This is a genomic window from Paenarthrobacter sp. C1 (assembly GCF_049315185.1).
Taxonomy (GTDB): domain Bacteria; phylum Actinomycetota; class Actinomycetes; order Actinomycetales; family Micrococcaceae; genus Arthrobacter; species Arthrobacter nicotinovorans.
Map to the genome: position 1 here is coordinate 2,439,405 of NZ_CP186052.1, position 17,786 is coordinate 2,457,190.

Below are 17,786 nucleotides of genomic sequence, written 5' to 3' on the forward strand. Positions count from 1 at the left end.
CACGGAGCCGACGCAGGATCGAATAAAGGAACCACCACGTGAAGGCACTCTCGCAGAAGCGACGTCACCCACTGGCAGCCATAGCGCTGCTATTGATGGGCCTCCTCCTCACTGGTGGGCTGTACGCCGTTGCCACATCTGTCAACCAGGCCAAGGCCGACACCACAAGCTACAGCGCCAGTGACGTAGAAGAAGGCGGCAAGCTTTTCGCCGCCAACTGCGCCACCTGCCACGGCGTGGGTGCCAGCGGAACCCAGGACGGCCCCTCGCTGGTCGGCGTGGGTGCTGCTGCGGTTGACTTCCAGGTTGGTACCGGTCGTATGCCCATGCAGATGAACGGCCCGCAGGCCCAGCAGAAGCCCGCCCAGTTCAATGAAGAGCAGACCAAGCAGCTCTCTGCCTACGTTGCATCCCTCGGCGCAGGTCCGGCCATTCCCGAGGAACACCTCCTCGATGGCAAGGGAGACGCTGCCAAGGGTGGCGAACTCTTCCGCGTCAACTGCGCCATGTGCCACAACGCAGCTGCTGCTGGTGGAGCCCTGACACGCGGCAAGTTCGCTCCGGCTCTTGCAGGCGTCAGCTCACAGCACATTTATGAGGCAATGGCCACGGGCCCGCAGAACATGCCCGTGTTCAACGACTCGAACGTCACCCCTGAAGACAAGCGCGACATCATCACCTTCCTGAAGACCATTGAAGCCAATGGTTCGCCGGGTGGCGCTGACCTTGGATCCCTCGGCCCGGTCTCCGAAGGCCTGTTCGTGTGGGTTGCCGGCTTGGGTGTCATCATCGCATTCACGATCTGGCTGACGTCCCGCACGTCCTGATCGCGAAGCAACGAAAACTTCTGCTGCACGATCAGCAGTTTGAAACTGAAAATAACTCGGCCCCGGCCGAGACGACGAGAGAAGGATGAGGCGAATTATGGGCAACCATAGTGACGGCAGTCCGAACCACTCGGGCACCGTAGCTACGGCTGGTCAGAATGAGGTGGAGAAGTTCCAGGATCCTGGACTCCCTCCGCATCGTTTGCGCCTGGCTGACACGGACCCGGTAGCCGCAAAGCGCGCCGAGCGTCAGGTAGCCATTCTGTTTGGCACCTCCGTCATCGGAACGCTGGTCTTCCTGGTGGCGTACTTCGCCATTGACCTTGGCGACGACACCACCATTGCAACCATCCGCACCCAGAACCTTCTTCTGGGCCTCGGCACGGCCTTCGCGATGCTCGGTATCGGCACCGGCATCGTGCACTGGGCCAAGGCCCTGATGCCCGATCACGAAGTCTCTGAAGAGCGCCACGCTATCCGTACCGAAGAGGACCGCCAGGCAGCTGTGCGCATCGTCGACGACATCGTCGAGGAGACCGGCATCAAGCGCCGCCCGCTGATCCGCAACACCCTTCTTGGTGCTGTCGCTTTGGCTCCCCTGCCCGCTCTCGCCATCTTTGGCGACTTGGGTCCGCGTCCTGACAAGGCTCTGGCGCACACCATGTGGGCTCCGGAGGGCGGCAAGCTCAAGCGCCTGACCCGCGACCCCGATGGCACACCCATCAAGGCCTCGGATGTCACCATCGGTTCGGCCTTCCACGTTATCCCCGAGGGCCTCAACGAGCTCCACGAGGGCAAGTTGAACGAAAAGGCCAAGGCCGTTGTCCTCTTGATGCGCCTGGACCCGAACTCGCTGAATCCTTCCGAGGGACGCGAAAGCTGGAGCTACAACGGAATCGTTGCTTACTCCAAGATCTGCACGCACGTCGGATGCCCTGTCGCTCTTTACGAGCAGCAGACCCACCACCTTCTGTGCCCGTGCCACCAGTCCACCTTTGACCTCACGCAGGAATGCAAGGTCATCTTCGGGCCGGCCAGCCGTCCGCTTCCCCAGCTGCCTATCGCGGTTGATGCAGAGGGCTACCTCGTCGCTACCAGCGACTTCAGAGAACCTGTAGGACCGAGTTACTGGGAGCGTGACGAGCATGAGCGCCTCATCAACAGCTGAAGCCCCCTTCGTTCCGAAGACCAAGGTTGGTAGTTTCACCAACTTTGTAGACGAGCGTGTTGGCGGCTCCGGCATCCTGCGCGAGTTCGGCCGGAAGGTCTTCCCTGACCACTGGTCGTTCATGTTCGGTGAGGTGGCGCTGTATTCCTTCGTCATCCTGCTGATGTCGGGTACCTTCCTGACCTTCTTCTTCGATCCGTCCATGGCAGAAACCCATTACCAGGGTTCCTACACGCCGTTGTACAACGTCGAAATGTCTGTTGCCTACAACTCGTCGCTGAACATCTCGTTCGATGTCCGTGGCGGTCTCTTCATGCGCCAAGTACACCACTGGGCAGCACTGCTGTTCGTGGCATCCCTCGGCGTTCACATGTTGCGTGTCTTCTTCACGGGCGCTTTCCGCAAGCCCCGCGAAATGAACTGGGTTGTGGGCGGCGTCCTGCTGATCCTCGCCATGGCTGCCGGCTTCACCGGTTACTCCCTCCCCGATGACCTGCTGTCCGGTAACGGCCTGCGCATCATCGACGGCGTGATCAAGTCGATTCCGGTCATCGGAACGTACATCTCCTTCTTCCTCTTCGGTGGGGAGTTCCCGGGTACGGCCATCATCGGCCGCCTGTATGTGCTCCACATCCTCCTGGTGCCCGCCCTCATCCTGCTGATGATCGTGATCCACCTCTTCATGGTGGTTGTCCACAAGCACACGCAGTATCCTGGCCCGGGCCGCAACGACGGCAACGTCGTCGGTTACCCCCTCGGCCCGGTTTACGCGGCCAAGGCCGGTGGCTTCTTCTTCATCGTGTTCGGTGTTCTGGCGCTCATGGCGGCAGCGTTCACCATCAACCCGATCTGGAACTACGGGCCTTACGACCCCTCCCCTGTCTCGGCCGGCACCCAGCCTGACTGGTACATCGGATTCGTCGACGGCGCCCTTCGCCTTATGCCGGGTGTCATCAACAACTTCCACTTCGAGTGGATCGTCTTTGGACACACGCTCACGCTGAACGTGCTTCTTCCGGCCCTGGTTCCTGCGGGAATCATCTTCACCGTTCTGTTCATGTACCCATGGATCGAACGCTGGGTCACCAAGGACAACCGTGAACACCACGTTCTGGACCGCCCCCGCAATGCACCCACCCGCACTGCGATCGGCGTGGCCGGTTTCACTTGGTACTGCGTTATGTGGGCCGCGGCCGGCTCGGACCTCATTGCCACTCACTTCCACGTGTCACTGAATGACGTGACGTACTGGTTGCGGACGCTGTTCTTCATCGGCCCGATCATCGCCTTCATCGTCACCAAGCGAATTGCCCTGGCTCTCCAGCGCAAGGACCGCGAAATTGCACTCCACGGTCGCGAAACCGGACGTATCGTTCGGCTCCCGCACGGCGAGTTCATCGAAGTCCACGCACCCCTGGACGAGTACAAGCGCTACAAGCTCGTAGGCTTCGAATCACCGGCTCCCCTGCCGGCGCAGCCGAATGAGCATGGCGTAGTAACCCGCAAGGAAAAGCGCCGTGCAGCGCTTTCCCGCTGGTTCTTCGAAGACCGCGTTGCTCCGGCAACGCCTGCGGAACTTGAAGCCGCGCACGCACATGGCCACCACGAGGCCATCGAAGCGGCCGACGAGCAAAAGAGCCTGAGCCACTAACGGCCCGGACCTCGACAACAGAAGGGGCACAGTCCATGCGAACTGTGCCCCTTCTGTTGTTGGATCTCAAAGAACGCTGGAAGGGGTCGGATGTCCAGTCCCACACCGATGGTGCGGAGGCCCACCCGACAGCCACCCGACGGCGCGCCGGGTCAGGTCTACTGGGTGGTCCGGTATCCCGATGCATGATTGCGCGTTGGACGCACTCCAGGCCGCTGCAAGGGTACCCACAGCTTGTACCTGTCCGCACGGTAGTAGGAGACGGAATAGTCCACCATTGCGCGCGCAACGAAGGCATGGCGCTGGATCTTCAGCAGCGGCGATCCGACGTCCACGTTCAGCAACCTTGCAGTGGACGGTGACGCAGCCGTTGCCTCGATCATGTCCTCCCCCCACTCCATGACCAGGCCATACCGTTCGCTCAGAACGTTGTACAGCGACGTTGGCGGGGCCTCATCGAGAAGTCCTGGAACGCGGTGTGCCGGAATGAAGTTCTCGTCCACGCTCATGGGCTCGTTATCGGCCAGGAGAAGCCGCCGGAACCGAACCAGGGGCGTTCCCTCGTCAAGCTGCAGTTCCCGCGCCAGAAACGCACTGGCTGCAATCTGTTCAAAACTCAGAACCTTGGCTGCCGGGACCATGCCGCGCCGCTGCATTTCCTCGCTGTAGGAGGTCAGCTTCACCTGAAGGTCCAGCTTGGGCTTCCTCACGAAAGTTCCCAAGCCTACGACGCGCTCTATGACTTCTTCGCCGACCAGCGCGTCGATTGCCTGTCGAACAGTCATGCGTGCCAGGCCAAAACGCTCCGAGAGATCCCGTTCGGAAGGAAGGGCCGAGCCCGGCGGACACGACTGCCCAATGAAGGTACGAAGGATTTCACGCAGTTGAATGTAGATGGGCGTGCTGCTGGAACGGTCAATCTCGCCAGCAATGCCGGCTGCGTCAGCCACAGCAGAAATCCAGCAATTGAGTCATGTTTCAAGGATAAGACAGACAGCCACAGGTCTAGACCAGCGGACATTGAACTGGTGGGCTTCACGGGATGGCGGCTACTCTTGTATGGATCATTTCCTGGCGGAGTAAACCGCCGTAGCAAAGGAGCTGGCTTGCCGCAGCAGAAAGCCTTAGTCGCCGCTGAGATCGGCCTTCATGCCCGCGCGGCAGCAGTTTTTGTCCGTGCCGTCACGGAGACAGGACTGCCCGTGACAATCCGGAAGACAGACGGCAAGCCGGTCGACGCCCGATCTCTGCTCGAGGTCATGACAGAGGACTTCGGCCACGGATGTGAAGTTCTTCTTGAGGTCGCCCCCGATGCGCTCACGGACTCTCAAACTCTCTGGACGGCACGGAATGCCCTTGCTGCTCTTTCCTCCGTCCTGGAGGCTCCTGAGGCCCGCTGAGGCTACGTTACGCGCGGACCACCCATCACACGGGGATGCCGGACGCGGAAGAGAACCCTGAATACACAAACAAGGATGGGCCCCACCTTTCGGTAGGGCCCATCCTTATTGCCGTTCTGGAACTGCTAGTGGGCGTGGTCGCCGCGGCTGTATTCGAAGACCCAGCCGATCAAGGCAACGATGGCCAGGCCACCGGCCACGTAGGTTACCCAGAAACCTACGGCCAAGCCGAGGAATCCACCTGCACACGAGAGGCCAAGAACCAGGGGCCACCAGCTCCAGGGGCTGAAGTGACCCTGCTCCCCCGCACCCTCGTGGATCTCTGCGTCAGGACGGTCCTCCGGGCGCATTCCGATGCGCTTGCCTGTGAAGCCAAGGTAAGCACCGATCATGCCCGCGAGGCCACCTACGAGCAGGATGCCGAGCACGCCAACCCACTCGGACCATTCGGTCAGGAAGCCGTACGCAATCGCTACGGGTACGAAGAAGAAGACTCCGGCTCCGAAGAGCCACGATTCAATTTTCATTTGCTGACGTCCCTCTGGTCGGCGTTACCCAGAACTGCTGCTGCGGGCGACGGAGCCTCGGCGGTGTGCACCTGGGCCAACTCCGGGTGGTGGAGATCCAGGGCCGGGCGTTCGGAGCGAATACGGGGCAAGGAAGTGAAGTTGTGGCGCGGCGGCGGGCACGAGGTTGCCCATTCCAGCGAAGCACCAAAGCCCCACGGGTCATCTACTTCAACCTTCTTGTTGCTGCGCCACGTGATGTAGACGTTCCAGAAGAACGGCAGCAGCGAAGCGCCCAGGACGAAGGAGGAAATAGTGGAGAACTGGTTCATCCACGTGAAGTTGTCCTGCGGCATGTAGTCGGCGTAGCGACGCGGCATACCTTCAACACCCAGCCAGTGCTGGATCAGGAACGTGCCGTGGAAGCCGAGGAACAGCAGCCAGAAGTGGATCTTCCCGAGACGTTCGTTCAGCATCTTGCCGGTCCACTTGGGCCACCAGAAATAGAAGCCGGCGAACATGGCGAACACGACGGTACCGAAGACCACGTAGTGGAAGTGGGCGACCACGAAGTAGGAGTCGGAAACGTGGAAGTCCAGCGGCGGCGATGCCAGGATGATGCCCGTCAGGCCACCGAAGAGGAACGTCACCAGGAAGCCGATGCTCCAGAGCATAGGCGTTTCGAATGTGATGGATCCTTGCCACAAGGTGCCGATCCAGTTGAAGAACTTCACGCCCGTCGGTACTGCGATCAGCATCGTCATGAAAGCGAAGAACGGAAGCAGGACGGAACCGGTCACGTACATGTGGTGGGCCCACACGGTCACGGACAGAGCTGCAATGGCGATGGTTGCGTAGACGAGGCCCTTGTAACCGAAAATCGGCTTCCGGCTGAAGACCGGGAAGATCTCGGAAACGATACCGAAGAACGGCAGGGCGATGATGTACACCTCGGGGTGGCCGAAGAACCAGAACAGGTGCTGCCAGAGGACGGCACCGCCGTTTTCGGGATCGAAGATGTGGGCACCAAAGCGGCGGTCAGCGCCAAGGGCGAAGAGTGCAGCTGCAAGCGGCGGGAAGGCCATGAGGACGAGGATTGCCGTCACCAGGGTGTTCCAGGTGAAGATCGGCATACGCCACATGGTCATGCCCGGAGCGCGCATGCAGATGATGGTGGTGATGAAGTTGACGGCACCAAGGATGGTTCCGAACCCGGAGAGCGCGAGCCCGAAGACCCACAGGTCACCACCGACACCCGGACTGAATGTCGTATTCGACAACGGTGCGTAAGCGAACCAACCGAAGCTGGCAGCACCCTGCGGGGTGATGAAGCCGGATACGGCGATGGTGGAGCCGAAGAGGAAGAACCAGAACGCCAGGGCGTTCAGACGCGGGAACGCAACGTCCGGGGCACCAATCTGCAACGGCATGATGACGTTGGCGAAGCCGGCGAACAGCGGGGTTGCGAACATCAGCAGCATCACTGTGCCGTGCATCGTGAACATCTGGTTGTACTGCTCTTTGGTCTGCAGGATCTGCATGCCCGGCTCGAACAGTTCTGCACGGATCAGGAGCGCCATGACGCCACCGAGGCAGAAGAACACGAACGACGCAATGAGGTACATGTACCCGATGGTCTTGTGGTCCGTGGAGGTGATCCAGTTGACGACGATGCGTCCCTTGGATTTAGGAACTACGGGAGCCTCAAGGGTCCCGGCGGATTGAGTGTAAGTAGCCACGTCGCTCCCCTTACTTTTCGTTCAGGTTCGGATTGCGGTCGTATTCCGCACCGAGCAGGCCCGTGTTGCCATCCTGGCGGAGTTTGTCCATGTGGGCCTTGAACTCAGACTCGGAGACAACCTTGACGCGGAAGAGCATTTCGGAGTGATATTCACCGCAGAGTTCGGCGCACTTTCCATCGAAGGTGCCCTCCTTGGTGGGAGTGAACCGGATGTAGTTCGTCTTGCCGGGGATCATGTCGCGCTTCTGAAGGAAGGCGGGAACCCAGAAGGAGTGAATGACATCGCGGGAGTTCAGCTCCAGGTCCACGGACTTGCCAACCGGCAAGTACAGGGTGGGGAGCAGTTCCTTGTCCACTTCGGCGCCCGTCAGGTGAGCCTGAACGCCGGCTTCGTGGAGGTCCTCGGAGATGACCTGGCCCTGCTTGTAGTTGAAGTCCCAGGCCCACTGCTTTCCGCGGACATCAACAACGACATCTGCAGGCTGTGAACGATCGTCGATCGCGCGCTGGTCCTGGTCGGTGAAGTAGAAGAACACCAGCACCATGAACAGCGGGATGGTCAAGTAGAAGACCTCGAGCGGCAGGTTATAGCTGAGCTGCTTGGGGAATCCCGTGGTGCCCTTACGGCGACGGTAAGCAATGATGCACCAGACCAGGAGGCCCCACGTGATGATACCGACTGCCAAGGCGGCGATCCATGAGTTGACCCAGAGGTCCATGATCCGGTCAGTGTGGTTGGTCGTGCCGCGCTCTGTAGGCAGCCAACCCTTCTCTACCTCTGGTGAACATCCGGTCAAAACCAACGCGCCGGCGAGTGCCAAGCCAGTGATCGAGGTGATCTTTATGCGTCGGCTGCCGGTTCGGTTCTGCGAACTCACAGACGGCCCTTCCTCTTGTTGCTGTCTCCCGGCAGGCCGAAGGCTCACCGGGCACACTAAAAGTTTTACTACCCGATGTAGAGCTTACCGCTATCAGGCGGTTTTCGCGCACATGTCAGCGCCGTGGCTCCGAACGCTTTTGAAGCGGCCCGGAGGGGCGCCGACATGCGGCGATGGCTCACATCAGTGGAACGAATCACCGCAGGCGCAAGACCCGCCGGCGTTCGGGTTGTCAATGGTGAAGCCCTGCTTCGAAATGGTGTCTTCAAAGTCGATGCTTGCACCGCTGAGGTAAGGGACACTCATCTTGTCCACGATGACCTCGACACCGTCGTAGTCACGCACAGCGTCTCCGTCGAGCATGCGCTCGTCAAAGTAGAGCTGGTAGATCAAGCCGGAGCATCCGCCAGGCTGGACTGCAACGCGCAGCCGAAGATCGGTGCGCCCTTCCTGTTCGAGGAGGCTGCGGACCTTGCCTGCTGCGACGTCGGTCAGATTGACCTCGTGCGTGGGCAGTTCGTCACTGGTGACGACCTGTGTTCCGGTGCTGTTTTCGTTGGTTGCAGTGCTCATTGGCCTACCTTCTTATGAAGCTTCTGGAGGCGGCGCCGGGACGCTGCCTGCCCTTACCCAATTACATACGGGTTATAGCTAATGCTACGTCGCGCAGACGCTTTGCTATAACTCCAGACGTAACCACTGACAGCATTTCCTTGTTCCCGGCTAAACAGGGACTAAGCCCCCAGCCCCTCGGCGTTCAGGCGTGCAAGCATCAACGCCTCAGCCAACACTGCGTGGCGGAAGTCGCCGATGTGGAGGGATTCGTTGGCGCTATGCGCGCGGGAATCGGGATCTTCCACCCCTGTCACCAGGATCTGGACGTCCGGATACATTTCCAGGAGGTCGGCAATGAAGGGAATGGACCCGCCGATTCCCATTTCCACAGGCTTCACGCCCCAGGACTGTTCCAAGGCCCACAAAGCGACACGGGCGGCAGATGAGGTCGTGTCGGTGCTGAAGGCGTTCCCGCGCTCCCCCGGCGTAAATGTCACCTTGGCTCCGAATGGCGCCCTCGACTCAACGTGGTTCTTCAAAGCGTCCATGGCAGCTTCGGGGTCCTGGCCAGGGGCCAGGCGCATGCTGAATTTGGCACGTGCTGCGGGAATCAAGGTGTTGGAGGCCACGTCGACGGCCGGTACATCCATACCGATGATGGACAATGCCGGCTTGGTCCAGAGGCGCGAACCGATGGTCCCGCTCCCGGCGAGCCGCACGCCGTCGAGCACTGACGCGTCGGCGCGGTAGTCCTCTTCGGTGAGGTCGACCACCACGTCATCACGTCCCACCAGCCCGGCGACTGCCACATTGCCGTCGTCGTCGTGGAGTGTGGCGATCAGGCGTGACAGAAGCGTAGGAGCGTCCAGGACCGGCCCGCCGAACATCCCTGAGTGGACGGCGTGGTCCAGGACGCGGACTTCGAACGTGCCGTCCACCAAGCCACGGAGGCTGGTAGTCAGGGCCGGAACACCCACTTTCCAGTTGCTCGAATCGGCCACCACGATGACATCGGACCGGAGCAGCTCCTGGTGTTCCTCGAGGAAGGTGCGGAAAGTGGGCGAGCCCGCCTCTTCCTCGCCCTCGAAGAAGAAGGTCACGCCGAGGCCGAACTTTTCGCCAAGAACTTCGCTGACGGCGCTGTAAGCAGCCAGGTGGGCCATGATGCCTGCTTTGTCATCGGCCGCACCGCGCCCGTACAGACGGCCGTCCCGTTCTTCCGCCACAAAGGGTTCAGAGGTCCACAGATCCCGGTTGCCCGGCGGCTGTACGTCGTGGTGGGCGTACAGAAGGATGGTCGGCTTGCCGTCCGCGGCGGGTCGACGGGCGACGACGGCAGGGCCGCCGGGGGTACCGTCGGCTTTGTTGCACCTCAGGATACGGACGTCCGGCATGCCGGCGGCCTGTACCAGGGAAGATACGGCCTCGGCACTTCGATCGAGTTCATTGGGGTCGAAGCTGGGCCATGCAATGCCGGGAATGGACACCAGGTTCTTCAGGGAATCCATGGTGGAGTTGAAGGCCTCGTTGACCGCCTTCTCCAGTTCCTCGACCGGGATGTCGCCGGAGTGCTGTTGCTTGTTCTGCGGGTTCTCCGCATGCGCTGAAGTCATGGCCCACACTTTACCTCCGGGTAACAAGCCCCGGCGGGATGCAAGGCCGGGCTGACCGGACCCATAACCCCGGCCAACCTCCCCCAAGGTAACGTGCGCCACCTTGCCGAGGGTATTCTGTATGGGTGTTCGGACGTAAAAAGGAAGAGCCCAGCGCTCAGTCAGTAGTAGACCAGGCCTACGCCACCGCCCCGGGACCGGGTGCCGGTAAGGGCACCCCTACGCCCAAGCGGAAGGCCCAGGAAGCAGCCCGGAAACGCCCCCTGGTGCCCACCGACCGCAAGGCCTCGAAGGCTGCGGAAAGGGTGGCAATCCAGGACCAGCGCCAGAAAATGCGCCAGGCCCTGGACACCGGTGACGAGAAGTTCCTCCCCCTACGGGACAAGGGACCCCAGAAGCGGTACGTGCGCGACTACGTCGATGCCCGTTTCAGCCTGGGCGAATACCTCATGTTCGGAGCTTTGCTGTTCGTCGTGATCTCGCTGATCATTCCGCCCACCAGCGCCGGCATCAGCTACGTCCTTGTCGGCTTCTGGATCATGTTCCTCGCAGTCTTCGTTGACGTGTTCATCCTGTCGCGCAAGCTCCGCAAGCAGCTGACAGCAAAATTCGGCGAGGTTGAGCGCGGATCCGTTTGGTACGGCTGCATGCGTGCGCTCCAGTTCCGCAAGCTTCGCCTGCCCAAGCCACAGGTGAAGCGCGGGCAGTACCCGGCCTAGTAGCCACACCATTCAAAAGGAGACCCCGGACCATTGGTCCGGGGTCTCCTGCTTTTGCGCTTTAGCGGGATGGCCGTTTGCGGAGCTTTACCAGGCCCTTGTTGATGCGGGAAACCCAGAACGGACCTTCATAGAGGAAGGCCGTGTATCCCTGCACCAAGGTTGCTCCGGCATCCAGCCGGTCCTGCACATCGCGGGGTGTCTCTACGCCACCAACAGCGATGAGAACGAGCTGATCGCCGACCGCTTCCTTGAGGCGGCGCAGAACCTCCAGGGAGCGCTGCTTGAGGGGCGCCCCGGACAATCCACCGGCACCGAGGGCATCAACCTTTGCGGGATCAGACATGAGGCCGCCCCTGGAAATCGTGGTGTTGGTGGCGATGATGCCATCAAGCTTAAGGTCCAACGCCAGGCGGGCGACATCGTCAATGTCTTCATCGGACAGGTCCGGAGCAATCTTGACGAGCAGCGGCACATGCCGCCCCGCGGACTCATCGGCGGCGTCGCCGACGGCCCTCAGGAGCGGGCGGAGGGTTTCGACGTTCTGCAACAGACGGAGGCCAGGCGTGTTCGGTGAGCTGACGTTGACCACCAGATAATCCGCCGCCGGAGCCAGGGTCCTTGCACTCACCAGGTAGTCCTCAGTGGCGTCCTCCAGCTCCACTACCTTGGTCTTGCCGATGTTGACCCCGATGATTGGCCGTGTGTCACGGTACTGCCTTTGCAAAGCAGCCCGTGCCGACTTAAGCCGCGGCGCAACTGCCGCGGCGCCGTCGTTGTTGAATCCCATGCGGTTGATAACAGCGCGGTCCTCGATCAGGCGGAACAGCCGGGGCTTCTCGTTGCCCGGCTGAGCTTGTCCGGTGATGGTGCCAACTTCCACATGGCCGAAACCGAGCTCGGACAGGGCCTCAATGCCGTGGCCTTCCTTGTCGAAGCCGGCGGCCAAACCGAACGGCGACGGAAAAGTGAGGCCCAACGCCTCCGTCCTTAAGGAGGCATCAGGCGCAGTCAGCTTTGCCAGGATCCGGCCGGCGCCCGAACGGTGGGCAAGCCGGATTCCCTGGAAACCGATCTTGTGGGCCTTCTCGGCATCCATCCAGGAAAAGGCCAACTTGAAGAATGTGGGGTAAACACGCATGATCCTAGTTTTGCCGTTCGGGGACTACTCGCCAAACCCGTGACCATGGAAGCCGCTAGCATGTACGCATGCCGCCGGTAGATAGTGACGCACATCATGAACATCAGCCCATGACTGCCGACATCGCAGTAGTCGGCGCCGGCCTGTCGGGGCTCGTGGCCGCTGCCACAGCGTATGCCGCCGGAAAGAGCGTCATCGTGCTGGACCAGGAGCCGGAAGCCTCGCTCGGCGGTCAGGCCCACTGGTCCTTCGGCGGCCTCTTCATGGTCGACACCCCGGAACAGCGCAGGCTCGGCGTCAAGGACAGTACCGAGCTCGCGTTGTCTGACTGGTTCGCCTCCGCCGCTTTCGACCGGCCCGCCGATACGCAGGCGCGGGCCTGGGCCGAGGCCTATGTCAACTTCGCAGCCGGCGAGAAGAGGAGTTGGCTCAGGAACCTGGGCGTCGGCATCTTTCCATTGGTCCAGTGGGCGGAGCGGGGAGGCTACGGACCGCAGGGTCATGGCAATACGGTGCCCCGCTTCCACGTCACGTGGGGAACAGGTCCGGCGCTCGTCCAACCCTTCCTGGCCAAAGTGCAGGAGGGTGTAGCCGCGGGAAAGGTGCGGATGTGCTTCAGGCACCGCGCCGCAGCCCTGACGACGACGGCGGGAAAGGTCACCGGGGTGGCCGGCCAGGTCCTGGAACAGTCGACGGCGGTCCGGGGCCAGGCATCGTCCAGGGTCACCGTCGGAGACTTCGAAGTGAATGCGGGGGCGGTGGTGGTGACCACCGGAGGGATCGGCGGCAACCACGAGGTTGTCAGGCGGCAATGGCCAGGGGGAAAGGCGCCTGCGGAGATGCTCAGCGGTGTGCCCGCGTCAGTGGACGGCGGGTTCCTTCCGGCGGTAGCGACAGCGGGTGGCTCGTTGATCAACGGTGACAGGATGTGGCACTACCCGGAGGGAATCCGCAATTATGATCCCGTCTGGCCACAGCACGGCATCCGCATCCTTCCGGGCCCGTCGTCCCTGTGGCTGGACGCCACCGGAGCCCAGCTGCCCGCCCCGCTGTTTCCCGGCTTCGATTCACTGGGCGCTTTGCGCCACATTGTCGCGACCAACCACGGGTATTCCTGGTTTGTCCTTAATCGGACCATCGCGCTCAAGGAGCTTGCCCTGTCCGGATCGGAACAGAACCCGGATCTGACCGGCAAGGATGTCCGTCTGTTGGCTTCACGCCTGAAACCCGGCGCCGACTCCCCCATCCAGCGTTTCCTGGACAAGGGCGAAGACTTCATCCAGGCCGCATCGGTGCGGGAACTCGCTGCAGGGATGAACAAACTAACCGGCAACCAGCTGATCAATGCCGGGTCCCTTGAGGCCCTGGTCCAAGCACGTGACCGCCAAGTGTCCAGCGGCTTGGGAAAGGACCCCCAACTCGCGGCAATCAGGGCTGCACGGCGATTTGCCACGGATAAATTGATGCGCGTCGCGCCCCCGCACCGTCTGATGGACCCGGCTCACGGCCCCATAATAGCCATCCGCCTGTCCGTCCTCACCAGAAAGAGCCTTGGCGGCCTCCAGACGGATCTGAAGTCCAGGGTGCTCAACGATGACGGTCAAGCCATAGCGGGCCTCTACGCTGCCGGCGAGGCGGCGGGGTTCGGCGGAGGCGGCATCCACGGGTACCGTGCCCTGGAAGGAACCTTCCTCGGCGGCTGTCTCTTCAGCGGGAGGGCCGCGGGGCGGGAAGCCGCCGCCAGTGTCTAAGCTAGGGCCATGGAGTGGACCCCTGACATCCTGGGAAAGGACTTTCAATCCTGCAGTTTTGAGGCGGCAGGGCCTGACGGCGTCGTCCGCCGCGCCACTCTGATCCGTCACAGGGCGGAACTGCCTGCCCGGCCGCACGAAGGTCCGGGGGCTGGAAACGCCCCCTATGGTGCCGTGCTGTTCCTGCACGGTTGGAGCGACTACTTCTTCAATACGGAGTTGGCCCGGTTCTGGGCGGGCCAGGGTTACGACTTCTATGCCCTTGACATGCACAACCACGGACGAAGTCTTCGATCGGACAGCCCGGGTGGCTACGTGGCTGACTTGGCCTACTACGACGCCGAAATCGACGGAGCCCTGGAACTCATCCGTGCTGACCGTGCCGGCGTCCCTCCGGGCAGTCTGACCTTGATGGGACACTCAACCGGAGGATTGATTGCAGCGCTATGGGCAAGCCGGCATCAGGACAAACTCCAATTCCTGGTCCTCGACAGTCCATGGCTGGAAATGCACGGTCATTCGTTGGTTCGTCGTGCCGTGCACACTGTGCTGGCTCCCTTGGCCAAACTTCGTCCTGAAACCATACTGAGGCTGCCGGAGAGAGGCTTCTACTTCCGGAGCATCAGCAGCAGCGCCGAGGGTGAATGGGCGCTGGACGAGAAGTACCGGCCCCCGCTTGCCTTCCCTGTCCGGGCAGGCTGGCTCAGCGCCGTCTTCGCGGGCCATGCGCTGGTATCGCAAGGGTTGAACCTGCAGATGCCGGTCTTGGTCCTTACATCTGCGGCCAGCGCCAATGGCATGGTGTGGCAGGAATCGATGCGTCGCTCCGATGCCGTCTTGGATGTCGGCATTATCGCCCTCCGGGCCATGGCACTGGGCCGGACAGTCACCCTGGAACGCATTGATGGCGGGCTCCACGATGTCTTCCTTTCGGCACCTGCAGTGCGGCAGGACGCTTATGCAAGGTTGGGCCGCTGGATCAGTGGATACATGCGCTATGGCGGCCCGCAAGGCAGCGTGCCGGAATCCAGCGTGCCGGAAACCACCGTGCCGGAGCAGCCGGCCCAGGAACACCACAGCAGGGAACACCAACAGAAGGGGGATGCATGACGGCTACAGGTAACGCCGGAACACAGTGGGGGCCGGATGTACTGGGCCACAACTACGAGAGCCTGGATTTGCCCTTGGGGTCTGACGAAGAGGGCCCGGTCAAAGCCACCTTGGTGCGGCACACGCCACCCACCGGGGACACCGCCCCGCACGGAATCCTCGACTTCCTGACGACCTTCGCAAAAAGAAAGCGCCGTACTCCGCCCGAGTCCGGCGGGGCGCCGCGAGCGGTGCTCTACCTCCACGGGTGGGCAGACTACTTCCTCCAAACCGAGCTGGCCGAGTACCTTACCGCGTCTGGTTTTATGTTCTATGCCCTGGACCTCCGCAAATTCGGCAGAAGCCTGCTCCCGGGACAAACCCCCGGCTACACCTCGGATCTCGGTGTCTACGACGAAGACTTGTCCGCGGCCCTCCGGGCGATTGAAGCGGATGTGGCAGAACGGACCAACAACCCTGTTCCGCCTACGATCCACGTGATTGCCCACTCCCTTGGCGGGCTGATCGCGGCACTCTGGGCCGACCGCAACCCGGGCAAGGTCGGCACCCTCGTACTTAACTCCCCTTGGCTGGAACTCCAGGGCAGCAGCCTCGTCCGCAGCATCGCCATGCACCTGGTGGAACCTTTTGCCCGCACGGACCCGAAACGACCCTTCCGCTTCCCGGAAATGCCGGCGTACTGGGAGAGCGTCAGCAATGAGGCACACGGCGAATGGATGTTGGACCCGGTCTGGCGTCCGCGCACATCCTTCCCCATTCGCGCCGGTTGGACCAAGGCAGTACTGGCGGGGCACGCGGCAGTGGAGCGCAAGCTGAACATTGACGCACCTGTCCTGGTTCTCCTGTCGGGTCGCACCAGGATTCAGGCGGAATGGACCTCGGACCTTATGCGCGCAGACGCCGTCATCGACGTCGAACAGACCTCCCGGCGTGCTCTCGGCCTGGCCCGGCGGACAGCAGTGTTCCGGTATCCGGGTGCGCTCCACGACGTCTTCCTGTCCCGTCGCACTGTCCGGCAGCAGGCGTACCGGGACGTCGCCGTCTGGCTGGCTGCCTACCCGTATTGATTTAGCCCACGTGTGCTATTCCGCTGCCGGGGCAGCATCGACGGCCCCGCCGTAGCGCCTGTCCCGTTTGGCATAGATTTCGACGGCGTCCCACAAGGTGCGCCGGTCCACATCAGGCCACAGGGTGTCCATGAAGACGAACTCCGCGTAGGCGGACTGCCAGAGCAGGAAGTTGGACAGTCGCTGCTCCCCCGAACTCCGGAGGAAGAGATCCACGTCCGGGAGATCGGGCTCGTCCAGATACCTCTGTATGGTCTTCTCCGAGACAGAGCCAGGCTTCAAGCGGCCGGCTGCGACGTCCTGCGCAATGGCCGATACGGCATCGGCAATCTCGGCCCGCCCGCCGTAATTAACACACATGGTCAAGGTACAGGTGTTATTGCCCTTGGTGTATTCCTCGGCCTCTTCGAGTTCCTTGATGACCGAACCCCAAAGCCGCGGCCGCCGGCCGGCCCACCGGATCCGGACGCCCCAGTCGTCCAGCTGGTTCCGCTGCCGCCTTAACACATCCTTGTTAAATCCCATGAGGAAGCGGACTTCCTCGGGCGAACGGCGCCAGTTCTCTGTAGAAAAAGCGTAGACGCTGACGTACTTGATCCCCAGTTCGATGGCTCCGGCCATCACATCAAGGAGGGCAGGTTCGCCGGCCTTGTGGCCCTCGATCCGTGGCAATCCACGCTGGTTCGCCCATCGGCCATTGCCATCCATGACGATGGCCACGTGCTGCGGGATAAGCTCACTTGGAATTGCTGGCGGCACCGCTCCGGATGGATGCCCGTAAGGAGCGACGACCGGCGCAGTCCTTGCCGCTGTTGTCTTGCTTTTCTTTCCAAGTGCCACTGTCAGCTTCGCTCCACGTGTTTGAGTGATTTCAAGGCCCGTTCCAAATGCCATTGCAGGTAACTCGCCACCAGCCCGGCGGCTTCCCTGCGGTGCCGCGGGTCGGAAACGTCCGCGACCTCCCAGTTGCCTGTCAACAAAGCGCCCAGGAGTACCACGGTCTCAGCCGCCGGCGCCGGTGATCCGGGTGGCCTGCAGTCGCCGCAGACCATTCCGCCCACCGGAGCAGCAAATGCTGTGTGGGGTCCCGGTTTACCGCACCGTGCACAGGCCGTGAAGCTGGGGGCCCAGCCTCCCGTGGCCAACGCGCGCAGAAGATAGGAATCCAGGATCAACTCCGGAGGGTGGTCCGAACGGCTCAGGGCCGCCAGCGCACCTACCAGAAGGTTGTATTGGGCCGTGCCCGATTCCGTGTCTGCGTCGGTCAGCTTTTCTGCTGTCTCCGTCATGGCGGCAGCCACCGTAAATCTGCCGTAGTCGGCAGCAATGCTGCTTCCGTAGGCACCTTTCGCCACTGCTTGGGTGACGATGTCCAACGTGCGGCCGGATACCAGCTGAAGGTCGGCCACCATGAAGGGCTCAAGCCTCGCGCCGAAACGGCTGCTGGTCCTGCGGACCCCTTTTGCCACGGCACGGACCTGCCCATGGTGCTTGGTCAGCAAGGTAATAATGCGATCCGCCTCGCCCAGCTTGTGGGTACGGAGAACCACGGCATCGTCCCGGTAGGACCGGGCTGCAAACGATGGATTGGCCACATCTAATCTTCGCACTATGCCTGGACCCGGGACGGTTGCCGGACCGTGTGGTGACAGAGTTTCC

At 61.9% G+C, this 17,786-nt stretch carries 17 protein-coding genes; 8 read left to right on the forward strand and 9 right to left on the reverse strand.

Translation table 11 applies throughout. From position 1 onward, the window contains the following. Positions 1-38 precede the first annotated feature (38 nt). The 3 genes from ACNAOU_RS11410 to ACNAOU_RS11420 all read left to right on the forward strand — a co-directional run bounded on the left by ACNAOU_RS11410 (position 39) and on the right by ACNAOU_RS11420 (position 3,646). Positions 39-827: a c-type cytochrome gene (locus ACNAOU_RS11410; RefSeq protein WP_422756963.1), complete on the forward strand. Its 789-nt coding sequence runs from the start codon at positions 39-41 to the stop codon at positions 825-827. Between the two features lie 97 nt (positions 828-924). Next, positions 925-1,995, forward strand: a complete 1,071-nt coding sequence (locus ACNAOU_RS11415; protein ID WP_018777679.1) for a ubiquinol-cytochrome c reductase iron-sulfur subunit — start codon at positions 925-927, stop codon at positions 1,993-1,995. After that, positions 1,973-3,646 (forward strand): cytochrome b, encoded by a 1,674-nt coding sequence (locus ACNAOU_RS11420; protein WP_018777680.1) that lies wholly within the window; start codon positions 1,973-1,975, stop codon positions 3,644-3,646. Before ACNAOU_RS11415 ends, ACNAOU_RS11420 begins: the two co-directional genes overlap by 23 nt. 158 nt (positions 3,647-3,804) lie before the next feature. Here the strand turns inward: ACNAOU_RS11420 and ACNAOU_RS11425 are convergent, their stop codons facing one another. Then, on the reverse strand, positions 3,805-4,596 hold the full coding sequence (locus ACNAOU_RS11425; RefSeq protein WP_422756964.1) for a GntR family transcriptional regulator: 792 nt from the start codon (positions 4,594-4,596) through the stop codon (positions 3,805-3,807). A 156-nt stretch (positions 4,597-4,752) separates the two neighbouring features. On the opposite strand from ACNAOU_RS11425, the gene ACNAOU_RS11430 reads away from it, so the two are divergent. Then, positions 4,753-5,046 (forward strand): HPr family phosphocarrier protein, encoded by a 294-nt coding sequence (locus ACNAOU_RS11430; protein ID WP_018777682.1) that lies wholly within the window; start codon positions 4,753-4,755, stop codon positions 5,044-5,046. A 125-nt stretch (positions 5,047-5,171) separates the two neighbouring features. Here the strand turns inward: ACNAOU_RS11430 and ACNAOU_RS11435 are convergent, their stop codons facing one another. From ACNAOU_RS11435 to ACNAOU_RS11455, 5 genes are all read right to left on the reverse strand, one after another. After that, entirely contained in the window at positions 5,172-5,573 is a 402-nt protein-coding gene (locus ACNAOU_RS11435; RefSeq protein ID WP_018777683.1) for a cytochrome c oxidase subunit 4, read from the reverse strand. After that, positions 5,570-7,291, reverse strand: coding sequence for a cytochrome c oxidase subunit I (ctaD, locus tag ACNAOU_RS11440; RefSeq protein ID WP_018777684.1), 1,722 nt, complete (start codon positions 7,289-7,291; stop codon positions 5,570-5,572). Before ctaD ends, ACNAOU_RS11435 begins: the two co-directional genes overlap by 4 nt. A 10-nt stretch (positions 7,292-7,301) precedes the next feature. Beyond that, positions 7,302-8,171, reverse strand: a complete 870-nt coding sequence (coxB, locus tag ACNAOU_RS11445; protein ID WP_018777685.1) for a cytochrome c oxidase subunit II — start codon at positions 8,169-8,171, stop codon at positions 7,302-7,304. A 183-nt stretch (positions 8,172-8,354) separates the two neighbouring features. Further along, positions 8,355-8,744 carry a HesB/IscA family protein gene (locus tag ACNAOU_RS11450; RefSeq protein ID WP_018777686.1) on the reverse strand — a complete coding sequence of 130 codons (390 nt, stop codon included), beginning with the start codon at positions 8,742-8,744 and terminating at the stop codon, positions 8,355-8,357. A gap of 161 nt (positions 8,745-8,905) precedes the next feature. Next, positions 8,906-10,339 carry a dipeptidase gene (locus ACNAOU_RS11455; protein ID WP_281444214.1) on the reverse strand — a complete coding sequence of 478 codons (1,434 nt, stop codon included), beginning with the start codon at positions 10,337-10,339 and terminating at the stop codon, positions 8,906-8,908. Positions 10,340-10,464: 125 nt separating this feature from the next. On the opposite strand from ACNAOU_RS11455, the gene ACNAOU_RS11460 reads away from it, so the two are divergent. Then, positions 10,465-11,058, forward strand: coding sequence for a DUF3043 domain-containing protein (locus ACNAOU_RS11460; RefSeq protein WP_039241322.1), 594 nt, complete (start codon positions 10,465-10,467; stop codon positions 11,056-11,058). A gap of 61 nt (positions 11,059-11,119) precedes the next feature. Here the strand turns inward: ACNAOU_RS11460 and ACNAOU_RS11465 are convergent, their stop codons facing one another. Beyond that, positions 11,120-12,199, reverse strand: coding sequence for a quinone-dependent dihydroorotate dehydrogenase (locus tag ACNAOU_RS11465; protein WP_422756965.1), 1,080 nt, complete (start codon positions 12,197-12,199; stop codon positions 11,120-11,122). 110 nt (positions 12,200-12,309) lie between these two features. Here ACNAOU_RS11465 and ACNAOU_RS11470 point away from each other — a divergent pair, with 110 nt between their 5' ends. The 3 genes from ACNAOU_RS11470 to ACNAOU_RS11480 are packed head-to-tail and all read left to right on the forward strand — an operon-like array spanning position 12,310 to position 16,127. Continuing rightward, positions 12,310-13,950: an FAD-binding dehydrogenase gene (locus ACNAOU_RS11470; RefSeq protein WP_189075540.1), complete on the forward strand. Its 1,641-nt coding sequence runs from the start codon at positions 12,310-12,312 to the stop codon at positions 13,948-13,950. Between the two features lie 9 nt (positions 13,951-13,959). Further along, positions 13,960-15,060 carry an alpha/beta hydrolase gene (locus tag ACNAOU_RS11475; protein WP_422756966.1) on the forward strand — a complete coding sequence of 367 codons (1,101 nt, stop codon included), beginning with the start codon at positions 13,960-13,962 and terminating at the stop codon, positions 15,058-15,060. After that, entirely contained in the window at positions 15,057-16,127 is a 1,071-nt protein-coding gene (locus tag ACNAOU_RS11480) for an alpha/beta hydrolase (RefSeq protein WP_422756967.1), read from the forward strand. The genes ACNAOU_RS11475 and ACNAOU_RS11480 overlap by 4 nt, the downstream gene beginning before the upstream one ends. Positions 16,128-16,142: 15 nt before the next feature. Here the strand turns inward: ACNAOU_RS11480 and ACNAOU_RS11485 are convergent, their stop codons facing one another. Together ACNAOU_RS11485 and recO are read right to left on the reverse strand one after the other, a co-directional pair. After that, positions 16,143-16,967 carry an isoprenyl transferase gene (locus ACNAOU_RS11485; RefSeq protein WP_422756968.1) on the reverse strand — a complete coding sequence of 275 codons (825 nt, stop codon included), beginning with the start codon at positions 16,965-16,967 and terminating at the stop codon, positions 16,143-16,145. 2 nt (positions 16,968-16,969) lie between these two features. Next, a complete protein-coding gene (gene recO, locus ACNAOU_RS11490) occupies positions 16,970-17,722 on the reverse strand; it encodes a DNA repair protein RecO (RefSeq protein ID WP_018777694.1) in 753 nt (250 codons plus the stop codon). Positions 17,723-17,786: the final 64 nt, after the last annotated feature.

Excerpts from the sequence above, each read along its gene's own strand:
- ACNAOU_RS11420 (WP_018777680.1), top strand. The coding sequence starts at position 1,973 with ATGAGCGCCTCATCAACAGCTGAAGCCCCCTTCGTTCCGAAGACCAAG.
- ACNAOU_RS11480 (WP_422756967.1), top strand. The coding sequence starts at position 15,057 with ATGACGGCTACAGGTAACGCCGGAACACAGTGGGGGCCGGATGTACTG.
- ACNAOU_RS11475 (WP_422756966.1), top strand. The coding sequence starts at position 13,960 with ATGGAGTGGACCCCTGACATCCTGGGAAAGGACTTTCAATCCTGCAGT.
- ACNAOU_RS11435 (WP_018777683.1), bottom strand. The coding sequence starts at position 5,573 with ATGAAAATTGAATCGTGGCTCTTCGGAGCCGGAGTCTTCTTCTTCGTA.
- ACNAOU_RS11455 (WP_281444214.1), bottom strand. The coding sequence starts at position 10,339 with ATGACTTCAGCGCATGCGGAGAACCCGCAGAACAAGCAACAGCACTCC.
- ACNAOU_RS11415 (WP_018777679.1), top strand. The coding sequence starts at position 925 with ATGGGCAACCATAGTGACGGCAGTCCGAACCACTCGGGCACCGTAGCT.
- ACNAOU_RS11465 (WP_422756965.1), bottom strand. The coding sequence starts at position 12,199 with ATGCGTGTTTACCCCACATTCTTCAAGTTGGCCTTTTCCTGGATGGAT.
- ACNAOU_RS11450 (WP_018777686.1), bottom strand. The coding sequence starts at position 8,744 with ATGAGCACTGCAACCAACGAAAACAGCACCGGAACACAGGTCGTCACC.
- ACNAOU_RS11470 (WP_189075540.1), top strand. The coding sequence starts at position 12,310 with ATGACTGCCGACATCGCAGTAGTCGGCGCCGGCCTGTCGGGGCTCGTG.